At 45.5% G+C, this 15,505-nt stretch carries 22 protein-coding genes and 1 riboswitch; of the genes, 8 read left to right on the plus strand and 14 right to left on the minus strand.

Annotated elements, in window-relative coordinates:
* The first annotated feature begins 119 nt into the window (after positions 1-119).
* Together DT065_RS09340 and DT065_RS09345 are read left to right on the plus strand one after the other, a co-directional pair.
* Positions 120-374 carry a hypothetical protein gene (locus DT065_RS09340; protein ID WP_335743543.1) on the plus strand — a complete coding sequence of 85 codons (255 nt, stop codon included), beginning with the start codon at positions 120-122 and terminating at the stop codon, positions 372-374.
* Positions 375-442: 68 nt separating this feature from the next.
* A complete protein-coding gene (locus DT065_RS09345) occupies positions 443-721 on the plus strand; it encodes a spore coat protein (RefSeq protein WP_227002531.1) in 279 nt (92 codons plus the stop codon).
* Positions 722-752: 31 nt separating this feature from the next.
* Here the strand turns inward: DT065_RS09345 and DT065_RS09350 are convergent, their stop codons facing one another.
* The gene (locus DT065_RS09350) at positions 753-941 is read right to left on the minus strand and encodes a hypothetical protein (RefSeq protein WP_114372769.1); all 189 of its coding nucleotides are present in this window, start codon (positions 939-941) and stop codon (positions 753-755) included.
* 299 nt (positions 942-1,240) lie between these two features.
* Between DT065_RS09350 and DT065_RS09355 the strand changes: the two genes are divergently transcribed.
* Genes DT065_RS09355 through DT065_RS09365 form a run of 3 tightly spaced genes read left to right on the plus strand, consistent with a single transcriptional unit; the run spans position 1,241 to position 2,208 of the window.
* On the plus strand, positions 1,241-1,822 hold the full coding sequence (locus tag DT065_RS09355) for a sigma-70 family RNA polymerase sigma factor (RefSeq protein WP_114372770.1): 582 nt from the start codon (positions 1,241-1,243) through the stop codon (positions 1,820-1,822).
* Positions 1,819-1,956, plus strand: a complete 138-nt coding sequence (locus DT065_RS09360) for a YvrJ family protein (protein ID WP_114372772.1) — start codon at positions 1,819-1,821, stop codon at positions 1,954-1,956. Before DT065_RS09355 ends, DT065_RS09360 begins: the two co-directional genes overlap by 4 nt.
* Positions 1,957-2,208 carry a helix-turn-helix domain-containing protein gene (locus DT065_RS09365; protein WP_227002533.1) on the plus strand — a complete coding sequence of 84 codons (252 nt, stop codon included), beginning with the start codon at positions 1,957-1,959 and terminating at the stop codon, positions 2,206-2,208.
* 13 nt (positions 2,209-2,221) lie between these two features.
* Here DT065_RS09365 and DT065_RS09370 read toward each other — a convergent pair whose 3' ends face one another.
* A complete protein-coding gene (locus tag DT065_RS09370) occupies positions 2,222-3,124 on the minus strand; it encodes an NAD(P)/FAD-dependent oxidoreductase (protein WP_114372773.1) in 903 nt (300 codons plus the stop codon).
* A 159-nt stretch (positions 3,125-3,283) separates the two neighbouring features.
* Here DT065_RS09370 and yxiS point away from each other — a divergent pair, with 159 nt between their 5' ends.
* Positions 3,284-3,592 carry a protein YxiS gene (gene yxiS, locus DT065_RS09375; protein WP_114372775.1) on the plus strand — a complete coding sequence of 103 codons (309 nt, stop codon included), beginning with the start codon at positions 3,284-3,286 and terminating at the stop codon, positions 3,590-3,592.
* Between the two features lie 62 nt (positions 3,593-3,654).
* On the opposite strand, the gene DT065_RS09380 is transcribed toward yxiS, so the two are convergent.
* The 7 genes from DT065_RS09380 to DT065_RS09410 all read right to left on the minus strand — a co-directional run bounded on the left by DT065_RS09380 (position 3,655) and on the right by DT065_RS09410 (position 8,559).
* Positions 3,655-4,683 carry a ThiF family adenylyltransferase gene (locus DT065_RS09380; RefSeq protein WP_114372777.1) on the minus strand — a complete coding sequence of 343 codons (1,029 nt, stop codon included), beginning with the start codon at positions 4,681-4,683 and terminating at the stop codon, positions 3,655-3,657.
* Entirely contained in the window at positions 4,676-5,443 is a 768-nt protein-coding gene (locus tag DT065_RS09385) for a thiazole synthase (protein WP_114372779.1), read from the minus strand. Before DT065_RS09385 ends, DT065_RS09380 begins: the two co-directional genes overlap by 8 nt.
* 2 nt (positions 5,444-5,445) lie before the next feature.
* Positions 5,446-5,649, minus strand: coding sequence for a sulfur carrier protein ThiS (thiS, locus tag DT065_RS09390; protein ID WP_114372781.1), 204 nt, complete (start codon positions 5,647-5,649; stop codon positions 5,446-5,448).
* A gap of 3 nt (positions 5,650-5,652) precedes the next feature.
* Positions 5,653-6,774 (minus strand): glycine oxidase ThiO, encoded by a 1,122-nt coding sequence (gene thiO / locus DT065_RS09395; protein ID WP_114372783.1) that lies wholly within the window; start codon positions 6,772-6,774, stop codon positions 5,653-5,655.
* Positions 6,761-7,375 (minus strand): thiamine phosphate synthase, encoded by a 615-nt coding sequence (locus DT065_RS09400; RefSeq protein WP_160112481.1) that lies wholly within the window; start codon positions 7,373-7,375, stop codon positions 6,761-6,763. Before DT065_RS09400 ends, thiO begins: the two co-directional genes overlap by 14 nt.
* A gap of 77 nt (positions 7,376-7,452) precedes the next feature.
* Positions 7,453-7,560: riboswitch (TPP riboswitch) on the minus strand.
* A 76-nt stretch (positions 7,561-7,636) separates the two neighbouring features.
* Positions 7,637-8,125 (minus strand): DinB family protein, encoded by a 489-nt coding sequence (locus tag DT065_RS09405; RefSeq protein ID WP_114372787.1) that lies wholly within the window; start codon positions 8,123-8,125, stop codon positions 7,637-7,639.
* Between the two features lie 134 nt (positions 8,126-8,259).
* Positions 8,260-8,559 (minus strand): hypothetical protein, encoded by a 300-nt coding sequence (locus tag DT065_RS09410; RefSeq protein ID WP_114372789.1) that lies wholly within the window; start codon positions 8,557-8,559, stop codon positions 8,260-8,262.
* 149 nt (positions 8,560-8,708) lie between these two features.
* Between DT065_RS09410 and DT065_RS09415 the strand changes: the two genes are divergently transcribed.
* Positions 8,709-9,152 (plus strand): prepilin peptidase, encoded by a 444-nt coding sequence (locus DT065_RS09415; RefSeq protein WP_160112482.1) that lies wholly within the window; start codon positions 8,709-8,711, stop codon positions 9,150-9,152.
* A 92-nt stretch (positions 9,153-9,244) separates the two neighbouring features.
* Positions 9,245-9,691, plus strand: coding sequence for a DUF4064 domain-containing protein (locus DT065_RS09420; protein WP_114372793.1), 447 nt, complete (start codon positions 9,245-9,247; stop codon positions 9,689-9,691).
* Between the two features lie 153 nt (positions 9,692-9,844).
* Here DT065_RS09420 and DT065_RS09425 read toward each other — a convergent pair whose 3' ends face one another.
* From DT065_RS09425 to DT065_RS19160, 5 genes are all read right to left on the minus strand, one after another.
* Entirely contained in the window at positions 9,845-10,813 is a 969-nt protein-coding gene (locus tag DT065_RS09425) for a DUF6612 family protein (protein ID WP_114372795.1), read from the minus strand.
* A 450-nt stretch (positions 10,814-11,263) separates the two neighbouring features.
* Complete coding sequence (locus tag DT065_RS09430; RefSeq protein ID WP_418314537.1) at positions 11,264-12,814, minus strand: malate:quinone oxidoreductase; 1,551 nt, start codon at positions 12,812-12,814, stop codon at positions 11,264-11,266.
* A 127-nt stretch (positions 12,815-12,941) separates the two neighbouring features.
* Positions 12,942-14,459, minus strand: coding sequence for a succinyl-CoA:acetate CoA-transferase ScpC (gene scpC, locus DT065_RS09435; protein WP_114372797.1), 1,518 nt, complete (start codon positions 14,457-14,459; stop codon positions 12,942-12,944).
* Between the two features lie 126 nt (positions 14,460-14,585).
* Positions 14,586-15,236, minus strand: coding sequence for a LytTR family DNA-binding domain-containing protein (locus DT065_RS09440; protein WP_114372799.1), 651 nt, complete (start codon positions 15,234-15,236; stop codon positions 14,586-14,588).
* Positions 15,237-15,349: 113 nt separating this feature from the next.
* Positions 15,350-15,502: a hypothetical protein gene (locus DT065_RS19160; RefSeq protein WP_193550759.1), complete on the minus strand. Its 153-nt coding sequence runs from the start codon at positions 15,500-15,502 to the stop codon at positions 15,350-15,352.
* Positions 15,503-15,505 lie beyond the last annotated feature (3 nt).

Raw genomic sequence — 15,505 nt, forward strand, 5'->3', positions numbered from 1 at the left:
TACTATAAAAGATTTTTCGTTCCTTAGCAATACAAGTGCATTTATTTTTATAACGCTTACATATTTCCTTTTCGCTTGGTGAAGCTAGCAACTAGTCAACGCTAAAGGAGGAATGGAGAATGGATATGCAACAACAACCTGGGCAATCAGGTCAACAAAACATGATGATGGAACCGCCTCAAGTGCTTTCCACAAAGGATCAGCTTTATCTGTCCGATATGCTGAACTGGAACCTTATCGCGGCGAAGAAAGCAAACTTTTACGCAGGACAGTGTAACGACAGCGACATTAAGAGCGCTTGCCAACGTGTAGCGCAAATGCATGAACACCATTATCAAACGTTTCTTTCCCACCTACAACAACACACGCAATAAAGGAGATGAGAGCTATTTCAGGTCAAAAAATACAAAACCCCCAAACAAATGTCCCAAACACGCAACAAATGAATGACAAAGATTTCATCACCGATCTTTTATCCACGGAAAAATACATGTCGGCTTCGTATGGCACAGCCATGAGTGAAGCTAGTCATATACAATTGTATCAAGAGATCGCCTCCACCTGTAACGAAACCGATCAATGCATGCGCGATTTATTTAACACCATGTTTCAAAAAGGATGGTACTCCCTCGAGGGGGCCCCGCAACAAACGATTCAACAAACGCTCCAGGAATATGCGGGAATGAAAGGCCAACTTCCTTCCGGAAACATGCCCCACTAACAATAAAAAAGCCCCGGGCAAAGGGGCTTTTTTACGTAGAAACCTCTTTTTTCGTCCTCTTGCTTAACAAACCATATAGGAATGTAAAAATAATACCGCAAAAACCAAGCACCTGAGCGATCGTACTAATGGCTTCAACAGCTGTAAAAAGACCGAAAAAGAAAAAGAATATTGATGCAACCATCGCGCTCAATATCAACAATAAACGTTGTCTTTCCATATTTGTCACCTTCCAACATTTCTATCTTTATCCTTATGCGCATCATTCGCTTCCTATTATCAGTTTTATTATTTTAAATTTTACATAAATATAGGGTCTGATTTCAAAGGAGGATATTCAACCTATTAAACCATTAAAAAGGTAATTTGTCAATACTCACGTACTCTTTAGAATCTCCCCCACACGGGTTGCATTTTTCTCTTTGAGGAATTAAAATAAACGGAACAAATGTTCGTGTTATGTTGAAAAAAAGCCCCGAAATCTCCTTTCCGGACTATAGACAAAAGGGAGGGTGAGTGATGAATCAGGGAAAAATGGAGCAACTCAAAAAGAAATGCCCTCGGATCGCCTTGTTTTTCGACAACAATCCAAAGCTGGCCGAACAGCGAATATTTCAAAGCTTCCTTGAAGACGACGAAAACCTCCGCATTTTCATACAAGCGATTTGTGTTCCCGGTACACATGCATTCCGGAAATTGGACGAAGCATTTAAAAACCACTATGCGAATGTACAATTTACGCAATATTTATCAAAAACGTTGTATTGGACTTCCGTTCAATATGACCAACACCACCGAGAGCACAGGAACCACCAGCGTCTCACGATGGACAACCTCTACGATCATCCATCTAATGATATGCCTAATCTCATTACCGAAACAAACGACCTCGGCACGTGGAGTGATGATGTTGCTCTGACGAACGCATTGCGTCAATTAACCGATAAACAACAAACCGTTATTACAGAGCGATACGGTTACGAGCGAACGAACAATGAAATCGCCCGCTTATTGAACGTGAGCCCACAGGCCGTTTCCCGAACGCATTTGCACGCGCTTAAACGGCTGCGCAGCTTACTGAAAAAGGAAGTGGAGAAATGATCGTCGAATTTTTAGGGCAATTCGGCTTGCCGTTTTTGCTCGCGGCTTATCTTGTTTACCGATTTGAACGCCGCATTGAGCGATTGGAAAACATTATCCACAACGACGCACCACAAAAAAGGAGGAAACGCTAAATGATGAATATTATTGACATTCGCCACTATGTAAAAGAAGCACAACGGGGAGATCGTGAAAAGCTGGCAACCTTAATTCATCAGTTTGAACCAAGAATAAGAAAATGCCTCTGGCAGACGACTCCCGCGGAAAGAGATGATCTTCGCCAAGAATTGACGCTGAAACTCATTGAAATCACGCTCCATTACGATACGGAAAAAGCCCCTACGATCACTGAATTTCAAGCATTGCTCCACGAAAAAAAGCCGTAAACGACGGCTTTTTTCAAGTTTCGTCTTGCAAGAGCGTTCGCTGAACCCAAACAGCAGCCTGCGTGCCTTCTCCCATGGCAATGGCCACTTGTTCGGAATGCACGGCGATATCCCCGGCCGCCCATACATCACGAATGTTCGTCATTTTCGTTCGGTAGTGATTCAGCACATGATGATTTTCCAAGCGTTCGACCCCAATTTGTTTCGCTAAATCCGAATGGACAACATTGCCCGGAAAAGCAATAAACGCTTTCTCTGCTTGCAATTCTTCGCCATCACCAAACGTTACACCGGTAAATTGGTCCCCTTCCATATGCACACGATCAATCATTCCTTCGCGGAGACGAATGCCGGCTTCCGATAATTGCTTTTTTTCCTCTTCGGTCGCAACCGAGTGATTTCCATGGTTCACATACGTCAATCGATCCGTCCAACTCACTAGTTCAAGCGCCATTCCCACCCCCGCACTCCCGGAACCCAATACAAGGGTACGTTTGCCTTTTATTTCATAGCCATCACAATCCGGACAGATGTACACACTCATGCCAAAACAATGTTCAAGTTCGGGAAACGGGTTAGCGTCGGTCACCCCTGTAGCCAGGATCAATTTTTTTCCTCGGTACGTCTTCCCATCTTCCGTTTGTGCTTGGAATCCTGATGGCTCCTTTACCAATCGAGTGGCTTTCTTATCAATAAAATCAACACCGTAATCGCCTGCATGTTCTCTTCCTGCTTCACGAAGCCACCTTCCGCTGACTCCGTCCGGCCAGCCAAGAAGATTTCGATATTGCCGACAGAGCGAGGAACGCCCGCGCCCCTCATCAATCACCGTTACCGTACGTGCATAACGTCCTAATTGAATTGATGCTTGCAACCCCGCGATTCCCCCGCCGATAATCATGACGTCCGCTTGCACACTAAACCACCTCCATGCCACTAGCATTCGTCAAACCGACAAAAAAATGCCCGGGTTCAGCGATGGAACCCAGGTAATTTATCCGGAAAGTCGATACAATAATCGAGCTATTCATCACTTGTAAACACTGTTACACTAAGAAAAAAAGGAGGACTTGCGTTGGACCGAACAGACATTGAAAAACAAGTCATTGACCAATACCAGCAAGACGAAAACATGATGATTCTCGTCTTTGCCCAATGGTGCATCAACCACGACCTGAACCCGCACACCCTCTACAAGCGTGCCTACCCAGACCAGCCAATCAACGGGGAGTTAGAAAAAACATTGGAATTAACCGTACCGAAAAAAGAATCCGGTGACATCGCAGACGATACCATTCTCGGTGTCCTCTCCACATTCGGGAATAGCGACCTGGCCATGGTCGTGACCGAAGAAATCGAGACAAGAGACCAGCAAAAACGTTGAGCCAATAAAGTGAAACTTCCATCAAAAAAGGGGGGGTTTATCCCCCTCACGTTCAACATCTCTCAATCGATCAATGCCAAAACGTGTTCGTACACCTTCTCTGCCCGCTCCCCTTCGTCGATGCCATGCAAAAGCGCCCGTCCGTCTTTGAACAAAACGACCCGGCAGCCTTCGTAATCAAGTGTGGCAACATCTTCGTGCAAACGAACGGCGGAAACCGTTGAATGATTGACGTTTTGAAGTTTTTCCACTTGCACGTCTCTTCGCTCCCGCGGACGCACATGCACGGTATCACCGCCGCACAATACCCGAATTTGCTTGCCCGTTTTCTCGCCAAGAAGCGCCGGGTAAGTCGGATTTGCGCCACAGGTTGGGCAATGGTCATCTTTTAAACGCGTTGCATTTATTGCGGAAGTTTCGTTCTCCCAAAGATCAAATGAACGCAATCGTTCAGCAACGGCAGGTATGTTGCCACTTACGATTTTTAACGCTTCCGCGCTTTGCATCGCCGTCACCATCTGGACCGCGGGCGCAATTACCCCGTCATTATCGCACGTTTCATCTAACGATAAATACGGACTCAAACAACGAAGGCAAGGGCCGTCGTCAAGCATAAAGGAACGGGACACGCCATAACTGCCGACGACACCACCATAAATCCAGGGCACACCGTAACGATAAGCTGCATCATTTAATAGCATCCGAACTTCAAAATTGTCGGAACCATCCATGATCAAGTCAACCTTGGACGCGAATTGCGCCACTTCTTGCGCCTGGAAATCACGGACGTAGGCATCAATCTCCACATCGGCATTCACTTTCCTAAGGTAACGAGCGGCGGCCCTGGCTTTGGCTACTTTTTGTTCGACATCTTCTTCTGTAAACAGTTGCTGGCGATGAAGATTATGCAGCTCCACGTAATCACGATCAATGATCGTGATTTTGCCTATGCCGGCTCTCACGAGGGTGTCCGCAATGGACGTGCCAAGCGCGCCACAACCGATAAGTAGCACATGCGCCGAGCGAATCCGATCTTGACCCTCTGTCCCCAGCGGCTCGAAACGTGTTTGGCGATCATAGCGATCAACCATGGAACAAGATACCTTCCTGAGGGCTGCTCGCTTTTGCGAAACGTTTCTCCGGAATGCGGCCGGCTTCGTAACTTAAACGCCCGGCTTGAATCGCCAGTTTCATCGCCTCTGCCATTTTCACCGGATCGTCCGCCTGCGAAACCGCACGATTCAACAACACGGCATCTGCCCCCATTTCCATCGCCAACGATACGTGAGACGGTGCACCGATGCCGGCATCAACAATAACCGGAACGTTCGCCTGCTCGATAATATAAGAAAGATGAAGCGGGTTCAAAATCCCGCGCCCTGTACCAATCGGAGCTGCTCCCGGCATCACGGCATGTGCACCAAGGTCTTCCAATTTCCGGGCAAGCACAGGGTCATCAGCAATATAAGGGAGGGTGATGAATCCTTCTTTCAAAAGCATTTTCGTCGCCCGATACGTTTCAACAGCATCAGGCAAAAGGGTTTGATCGTCCCCGATCACTTCCACTTTCACCATATCGCTCAACCCCGATGCATGTGCCAGTTTTGCAATGCGAACGGCTTCTTCCGCCGTTTTTGCCCCGGCCGTGTTCGGCAACATGGAAAACGTGTCCGGTTGAAGTTCCGAAACCAGATCATCATCACTGTCTTCCATGTCCATTTTTGCAACTGCAAACGTCAAAATTTCCGTTTCAGAAGCTCGCACTGCTTGCCGTTGCACTTCAACATCCGAAAAAGTGCCAGTCCCCAATAACAATCGCGACTTAAACGTTCGCCCACCAATTTTTAACATCTTCACCCTCCTCCAACGAAACGGACAACGAGAAGTTGGTCGCCTTCAGCAAGTGCAGTTTGTTCATATTCCTCGGGCTTAAGCGCGACCTCGTTGTGCTCGATCATTGCCTTTTTATCCGCTAAATTAAAATGCATCCGAAAATCTTCAATCGTTTTCAAGTCTGAAGGCACAGTCATCGTTTCTTTATTTACTTTGATATTCATGATTCATTCTCCCTTCATGATTCGATCAGGCCGAAATGCCTGCAAATCATCCATATTATCGCTCGTAATCGCGGCCACCATTTCCTTGCCGGAAGCCGGCGCGAGCAATATCCCGTTGCGGCCATGCCCGCGGCAGAGCCAACATCCATGAACTGACGGATGAGGCCCCATCAAGGGAAGGTCGTCCCCCATTTGCGGACGAACGCCCGCCCACATTTTCGAGATTTCCGCATGCGCAACTTCCGGGAGCAATTGTTGGGCTCGTCGGAGCACTTCATTGATGCCTTGTACCGTTGTTTTCCGCTCCCGTGATACCTCGGAAGTTGCCCCGATTACCGTTTCTCCGTTTGGTTTCGGCACGAAATAAAAGTGTTCATGATATAACGTCTTTGTTACGAGCGGCCGCTTCCCTTGTACGCGAACAGCCTCTCCTTTCACACCTTCTATAGATGGCATTCTCCGCTCCGAAGAAGGCTCAAACGCATCCGGACCGGTGGCCAAAATCACATGTTCCCCGTAAAATTCCTCACCGTTCGCTGACACAACCCCCTGGCATTTATCGCCGGTTTGCAGCAACGATCGCACATCGGTATACGTTTTTAATTCAGCACCTTGAAGCAACGCTGCTTGCCGGAAAGCAGCGGCTGCCTGCACAGGTTCAACGTGCGCTTCATCAGGAAAATAAAGGGCTCCCTCTGCCCCATCGGCGAGGAGTGGAAGATGGTCGTATAATTGCGCAGTCGTCAAACGATGCACCGATTCTCCCGCAGCTGTTTGCCATTGTTCAACTTTATTTAATTTTTTCCATTCTTCCGGTGAAAATGCCGGTTTAATCGCGCCGGAAACCGTCCGGCCGATAGACGTCCCCGTTTGCTCCGGCAGTTCTTCGGCCAGCCGCGCGTACAATCGCCGGCTTTCTTTTGCTAAGGGGTACAGAGGTGTTCGAGATTGCAGCTCCACTTGAACGCCCAACATACCAGCCGCTGCCGAAGTTGTACCTTCCCCTGCATTGCCGCGGTCAAGAATAAGCGTGCTCAACCCCGCCTTCGTACTATAATAAGCGATGGCAAGCCCTATGATCCCTGCTCCCACAATAATAAGCTCATAAGATTCATGTCGCTTCATAGTTCATCTGCCCAAAGCAATTAAAATGGACGGCCTCTTCTTCCGGCTTTTCCGCTTCCCAAAAACCTGAAATCAGCGCTATCCCCGAAGCGCCGGTACGAGAAATTTCACCTAAGCGGCTCCGGGTGATGCCGCCGATCGCGAGTACGGGGGTACGAACCGACGCTGCAACCGATTGCAGTGCTTCAAGCCCTCGGGCCGGGTCGTCGGGTTTACTGGCACTCGGGTAGACATGACCATAATAAAGGTAGTCCACCTCTTCTTCAGCCCGGGCTTTGGCTTCCTCGAGACTGTGAACGGACGCACCTACTTGCAGGCCTGGCGCTCTTCTTTTTATGTCTTTTGCCGTCAGCGGGGAATTACTCGGCAAGTGAACCCCCCCTAGCCCCCACGCGGCCGCTGCTTCCGCATGTTCATTGAGAATAATTTGATCATGCCGCAGACCTATTTTGCAAAGTTGGTCGACTTGTTGTTTTAAACGCTGCAGCGAAGCTTCTTTATTGCGGACATGAATGATGTTAATATTTTTTAACGCATGCCGTAACTGCCTTACTTGAATGTGAAACGGGCAGTTGTTCGTCGTGATTAGATGCCAAGTCACGGTTAACCTCCTTACCAACCTTCAAGGAACGAAAAAAGCCGTCCTTGAGACAGCAAAGGACAGCAGAGAGAATGATACCCGTTCTTCATCTACTTTCCTCCGCTGGCTTTGTCATCCAGATCAGGTTCCAAGGGTTCGAGGTCCTCCCTCATCTCAGCCCCAACAGGGCACCCCCAGTAGAAATACTTCATTTATTACATTTTAACAATCATCGGGAACGAACGTCAATTTTTTGGCAGTGTCTACCGGACTGCGGAGATGTCAGCCAACCTCTTCTTCCTCGCCCCAGGCCCCTTGCTGCTTTCGGATAAAAACAATTTGTCCAATGTGGTAACTCGTATGGACGATCATATTCGCTAGTACCGTTTCCCACGTTTCACCGCTTTCTCCATGGACTGGCATTCTCCAATCCAATTCCTTTGATTCTTCTATGGTTTGTAACCATTCATCCATCATCGTCGTGAGCTGAGCCATGGTGACAGACCAATCCCGATTATCACCGCTTTGAAAAGTCGCTTCATTGCCATCATCAATCGGGGGAACGGGCTCTCCCTTGAATCGTTCCAGGCAGCGATTATTATATACAATGAGATGATTGACAATTTCTTGGATGCTGTGGTCGGATTCCTCTCGTCTCCAATTCGCTTGCTCCTCCGTTACTCCGACGAGGGCCTGCTGAAGGCATGCAAACCAATGATTCTCGTCATGACAAGCAGATAATTGCCGGTAAAAAACTTGTTTTACCCCCATCAATGATCCTCCCCATTAATGCTTAATGACTACGGCTTCGCCATTTGAAGCAAAAATCCTGCAATAATATCTAAATTTTCGCTATAAAAATTAAAAAAATGTGATCTCCATCAGCCACTACGCACGAGAATGTTTTAATAAATAACCCAATATATTTCGTACCAATACCCGTCAGCATCGTATTCCAAATCCACTTGGTATTCCCCGGGGCCGGCACCGGTTTCCATTTGCCCTTGTATTAAATAGTGGTCTTCGCCCTGCTCTATAATGGAAGTGGCTTCCCGAGAGGCAATCTCGACCCCTGTCACTCCTTCGTCTTGAAGTTCGCGGGTCAACACTTCAGACGCATCATCATACGCAACGTCCTCATTCGCCCCAAAACAACCTGCCAAAATTAAAGGCATTACGAGCAATAAACCGAAGGTCTTTTTCACTTTTTCTCGCTCCCTCCCGTGATATAGAAGCACTTCATTTTTTACATGTTTTCACTTCTTATTACTCTTTTTTACTTATGTAGCACTTCATGTACAAATGCCGCTCTCCGTCGCGAACGTGCTATAATGATCAGGGGAGGGGTTTCAACGTGCTTTCTATTCTCTTTTTTCATCTTCCATTTATCCTGATTATTTTATTTTCCTCACTTACCGACCTTAAATATAAGCTAATCTATGATAAAGTCACGCTTCCGGGAATGGTTTATTTTCTCGTTTTCCACGCGGTTGTCGATTTTTCCACATTGCATCAGTACATATTCGGCGGCCTCCTATTGGGAGGAATCCATCTATTCCTTGCGATCCTCAGCAAAGGACAAATCGGCGGGGGCGACATCAAATTATTTGCATTAATCGGATTTGCGATGGGGTGGGAAGCGGCTTTTTCCATTTTCATTTTCACTTACTTAATCGCAGGACTGTGGGCGATCCCGCTATTCCTGTATGTAAAACTGTCACGAAAACAAATGAAAACACATATGGTTCCTCTGGCTCCGTTTATCGCACTCGGTGTATTCATGTTTTACATGACTTAACGACGGTTTCTTTTTTTTTAACCAAAAATGATCTCTAATTATGATATATTGTAAATATTAAACGTATATATACAGAGATAGGGAGGGGAATCATGTTGAAACGAACAGGAGAAATGTCATTAGGAATCATTGGAGTTGTCGTCACTTTTATCGTAGGCTTATTTGTCGTTATTGGTACCGTTGGGTATCAATCATCCATGGAGATGATTGAACAAGAAATGATGCAAGATCCTACATTGTCCGCCCAAGAGGCCGAAGCAGGGGCGTGGGCATTAGAATTGTTCAGTTCCGTCGGTTGGTGGATCTTTTGCATGCACTTAATTGGACTTGTCATAGGAATCATCGCTGTTATCAAACTTAACAGTAACGCGAAACTAGCCGGAATTTTATTTCTCGTATCCGGAGGAGCCATGCTCATTTTGACCTTAGGCACATCCTTTATCCAATCGGTGCTTTTCATTATCGCGGGGATCATGTGCCTGGTGCGGAAGTCGCCAGTGCCGCAAAAAGAAGAACATACAACAGAAACACCCCTATAAAAAACAACGAACGTTGCGTCAAAACAGCATAAAAACAAAAATAATGCAGCATAAACATCGATTCACCTACAAAAAATAGGGGCATAAAAAATAGGAGGGTACTTTTTGCCCCCCCTCTATAAATTTCCTATCATTTAAGCAGATGTCCCGAAGTTAAATATCCAGACCTTCCTCTCCCGACTCTTCCGTTTTTTCTTCCATATCCTCTATATCAATCGCGTTATCAATGGCTTCTTGTGGCACCTCAATTTCATCTATTTCATCGAAATCGGAGAAAGTCCCTTGCATTTCTTGAGCCATCTCCATCGTTTGGCCTTCCTGCTCCATCTCCAAATCCATATTCATTTTAATTTCATCTTGATAAAAGGTTTCCTTGTCAATGTACATGACATAGTCCAGCGTGTTAATTTCCATCTGTTCAAACACCTGTTCCATTTCTTCCTGCATTTGTGGTTCTCCCTGTTGCATCGTTGCAAATTCCCTGGTAAGTTCCATTAGCTCATCACCAGAACCTTCAATTGTTAAAGCATATCGATCCTCTTCTTCTTCCAAGCTTAAGTCACTTGCATATGCTTCAAGCATTCCAAATTGTTCTTGCGGGGACATCTCCAAGTCATCAATGCCCTCCATTCCCAAAGCAGTCCCGTCTATCATGATCCATTCATCGATTCCTGGCTCCAACATATAAATCATGCCGTCTTCATCCATGTATTGTTCAATTTCCATATCTTCTTCCGTCATCGGATCAGGGGTAATCATCGTTTGCGAAAATGACATCGGGTCTAAAACAACATCCATGTTCATCGTCATATCCATCGGCATTTCTTCACCGTCTACGTTTATGCTCTGATTCATATCTATTTCAGCGCTGTAACTGTTTAGTTGATCCATCGCTTCCATAGACTGGCTCAATACCTCTTCTGCGCTCACATCTTCTTCATTTCCATCTGTTTCAGCACTATCCTCATCCACCCCATTTTCATCTGTAGCTTCTGAGGCCTCCGTCTGCTTTTCCTCGACTTCGTTCATTTCAGTTTCTTCGGTATCCGCGTCCCCATCTCCACAAGCTCCTAACATCAGCATACAGGCAGATGCTGCTACAAATCCCTTCATTTTTAACATGATATAGCCTCCTTATTATGTAAAGCTTTTCTAAATGATAAAGCAAAATGCTAATTATCTAAAATTATCCCATGTGTGAAAATAATTATGTCGTGTGTTTTTATTCTAACACTATTTTCCCTATACTTTTTGTTCATCTTCTGTTTTATCCTCCGATCTCAGGGAAATCATTGAACCATTAAATCGTACCAAAACTTTTTAATGGACGCATGAACACTCCGGTTCATTCTAAGAATTTTAGGGGAATAATTTTCACTACTATTTTATGACGAAATGTTACATCTATTGCGTTATTTTAACGCGAAAAAGGCTATTTTCATAGCATCTTCATTGCTTATTATTAACCAATAAGAAGCCATCCTCCTACTCTCATTTCCAATAAACATAAGCCGCATTTTCCGTTGAAAAAATGCGGCTGATTCATATATAAGGTTGTTTGTAACATACTGCTTAAACTTTTTCCAGTACCTTTTCTTCCAAATCCCAAGAATATTCTTGGCCCGAAACATTTTCATCCAGGCGCAGTGCCTGCGATGTTGATCTATGGACCGCTTGAAAAAGCTCCGGGTTTTCCGCCAGAGACACCCCATAAGAGGGGATCATTTCTTTTATTTTCGGCCCCCATTCCTCCATCTTTTGCGGAAAACATTTTTCCAATACCTCAAGCATCACCTGAACGGCCGTGGAAGCACCCGGAGAAGCACCGAGCAGTGCAGCTATCGAACCATCCTCGGCACTGACCACTTCCGTGCCAAATTGGAGCGTTCCTTTGCCGGAAGCCTCGGTATCTTTGATCACTTGCACACGTTGGCCGGCTGTCACTAGCTCCCAATCTTCGCTTTTGGCGTTTGGAATAAATTCTCGTAATTCTTCCATGCGCTTTTCTTTCGATAACATCAGTTGTTTAATCAGGTATTTTGTTAACGGGATGTTTTTTGCGCCTGCTGCCAGCATCGTTGTGAAATTATCCGGTTTTACGGAAGTGACCAAGTCGAACATGGAACCCGTTTTCAAAAACTTCGGCGAGAAGCCGGCAAACGGTCCAAACAGCAATGACTTTTTGTTGTCGATATACCTTGTATCAAGATGCGGAACGGACATTGGCGGCGCACCAACCTTCGCTTTTCCGTACACTTTTGCTTGGTGCTTTTCTACAACCTCCGGATTGTTACACGACATAAAGAGTCCGCTTACCGGAAATCCACCAATCTGCTTCCCTTCAGGAATGTCCGCTTTCTGCAGTAAATGCAGGCTTTTCCCCCCTGCCCCGATAAACACGAATCTTGCCGTATGGTGTTCGATGTTATCGTTGGCAATGTCATGCACTTTTACTGCCCACGATCCGTCACTCGTCTGTTTAAGATCCTTCACACTATGCTGATAGTTTACATCAACATTGTTATCCTTTAGGTAATCAAACAACAAGCGTGATAAGGCTCCAAAATTAACATCCGTTCCCGAATCGATTTTGGTTGCCGCTATCGGTTCATTCGATGTACGGCCTTCCATCATAACCGGCATCCACTCCCGAAGTTTTTCGGGATCATCGGAAAACGCCATCTCGTGAAAAAGAGGGCTGCTTAACAGCGTTTCATAACGTTTTTTCAAGAACGTTACATTCTGTTCCCCATGTACATAACTAATATGGGGCATCGGCTTAATAAAGTCCTGCGGCCTGCAGATCAAGTTACTATTTACAAGGTAAGACCAGAACTGTCTTGAGATCTGAAACTGTTCATTAATTTTTATCGCTTTGCTGGCATCGATCGATCCATCAGGCTTTTCAGATGTATAATTGAGTTCACATAGTGCAGCATGACCGGTACCTGCATTATTCCATTCATTAGAGCTTTCTTCTCCCGAATTTTCGAGTTTCTCAAACACTTTGATTTCCCAATCAGGGGCCAACTCTTTCAATAATGACCCCAAAGTCGCGCTCATGACTCCGGCACCAATTAAAATAACGTCCGATTTCATATGTTTGTTACTAATTTTTACCATTCCTTACACCCTAAAATTTGAAAAAAGCATGTAGGCGCTCTAGCTCATGGCAATCCACACATCTTTCTAAGTCTACTATAGCCTAATCTCTCGATTTTTTGTAGTATTTATTTTCATTGGATATAAGTTACACACCCAAAGTTGATCCCTCAAGCATCGTGCCGTTTTTCGCAAAATTTGTATGCCAGGAAAACGCCTTTTCGAGTATGTGAGGGGTGTGCCCTCCCTGTTCGGATGCTTCTTTGTAATAGGCATAAAGTTGTTCACGATACATTGGGTGGGCACAATTTTCAATAATGAGCGGAACGCGCTCTTTCGGTGCCAATCCGCGCAAATCGGCATACCCTTGCTCTGTCACAATTACATCCACATCATGTTCGGTGTGATCGACGTGGGAAACAAAAGGCACAACACTTGAGATGTTCCCCTCTTTGGCAATTGATTTGGTGACAAAAATTGCAAGCCGCGAATTACGGGTAAAGTCTCCTGATCCGCCGATGCCATTCATCATTTTGGTGCCCTGAATATGGGTAGAATTCACGTTGCCGTAAAGATCGACTTCGATCGGCGTGTTAATGGAGATCAGACCCAAACGCCGGATGATTTCCGGATGATTTGAAATCTCTTGCGGTCGTAAAACCAACCGGTCGCGATACTTACTAATATCAGAATAAACTTCATCGAGTTTCGCTTCAGACAGTGTGATGGAACAACCGGAAGCAAAACGGACTTTGCCGGCGTCAAGAAGGTCGAACACCGCGTCCTGCAAAACCTCGGAATAGACTTCCAGGTCTGTGAACTCCGATTCTAAAAGCCCGTGTAAAACGGCGTTAGCCACCGATCCAATGCCGGATTGCAATGGTGCCAGATTATCCGGAAGACGGCCCAGTTCATTTTCTTTACGTAAAAAGTCAATCAGGTGGTTAGCCATAACGGCCGTTTCCTCATCAGGCGGGACAATCGTCGATGGGGAATCGACCTGATTGGTGATGACAATGCCTTTAATTTTTTCAATATCGACCGGAATGCCCTTTGTTCCAAGGTGATCGTCTACGTTCGTCAATTGGATGGGCTCGCGATCTCCCTGTTTGCTTAATTCATAGATATCATGCATGCCTTCCAATTCCGCGGGTTGGGCAAGGTTTAATTCAATAATGATTGATTCCGCTTTTTCGGCGAAAATAGATGAATTGCCAACCGATGTCGACGGAATAATTTCACCGTTTTCCGTGATTGATATCGCTTCCACAATCGCGAAATCTAAAGGGTTCATGGCACCCTGACGAAGCGCTTCAGCAGTGTGCGATAAATGCTGGTCAACAAAAAGCATGTCTCCCTGATTAATTTCCTTGCGCATCGTGCTATCTGCCTGAAAGGGAAGACGTTTATGAATGATGCCGGCATCAGCCATGATCCGGTCGATATCAGATCCAAGTGAAGCACCGGTATACACATTGACTTTCAAATCTTCTTGTTTGGCCTTTTCAACGAGTGCGGTTGGGACGGCTTTGGCATCTCCCGCTCTTGTAAAACCACTAAGACCCAATGTCATGCCGTCTTTTATCCAAGAAGCCGCTGTTTCCTCCGAAACAATGCGGTCATGTAAACGTGAATCCCGTAAGAGCTGTTTTATCTTTTGATCCATTAAAAACCCTCACTTCTTCAATTTCCCCTTACTGTATCAAGCTATTGTCGACTCCTCATTTGTTTCTGAATGAAAAGGCTTAAACAAATGACGAGCCAGAAAAAGAAGAACATGAGACAGAAAAAATCAAAAGGAAAGGATTTTACGGAAATGACTCGCGTACGTTTGACTGACCGGGATTTTTGTTCGATCTTTCATGATCAACAAAAACGTCGAATGCGTGTCCGGCTGTATTTCGGCGATATAATTGACATTAATAATATATGAACGGTGACAGCGAATAAATGAATCATCGGGTAAGTGAGGTTCCAGTTCACTCAAGCTAAATTTGTGCGTCCCCGTCCCCTTTTCCGATTGAATCCATGTTTTTCGATTTTGCGCTTCGAGAAACATGACTTCCTGATAAGGGGTCGGCACCCAGGAGTCATTCATTTGAACGGTCAAAAAGGACGATAAGAGACGCAACTGCTTGGATGGCAAAATAGCCGTGACGCATCCTGTAGGACGTCCGGCGTCAAAAATGGGGACAGACGTCCCAAAATAGGGTGTGCCAAACACCTTGCCATTTATATGGTCAGACGTTTTCTGTTGAATGGACAACGCCTTGTAAGTCACGGTATCTTCACTGATTTTATCACCTGGCCTGATTTTTAAATCAATGTGTTTACTCGGTTTATAATAAATAAAGTGTTGAGCATCAGACACGGCGATGGAGGTCTCTTTCGGAAATAGTTCTCTGAACGTTTCCATCATCGAATCAACCGAAAAATGGTCCAATTTAGCTACACTCCTTGATGGCTTATAAAAATAATTCAACCCTCCTATTATTTTAACATCTTTGCCAAATAAAGAGGAGTGTTATGGATCTATGAAATTCACGCGTACCCCAATCACTGCTCATACACAATTAAAGCACTCGTGCTTCCAAATCCAGCCGTGATTTGTATGTTTTTTATTTCCACGTGCTCGTTTTCGGTGATAAACTGATTGATCTTCTTTTCCAATCCACCCGCGCTCATAGCATCTAGAATTTTAACCTTCATGAT

Origin of the sequence: Salicibibacter kimchii, assembly GCF_003336365.1 — a bacterium.
GTDB lineage: Bacteria > Bacillota > Bacilli > Bacillales > Marinococcaceae > Salicibibacter > Salicibibacter kimchii.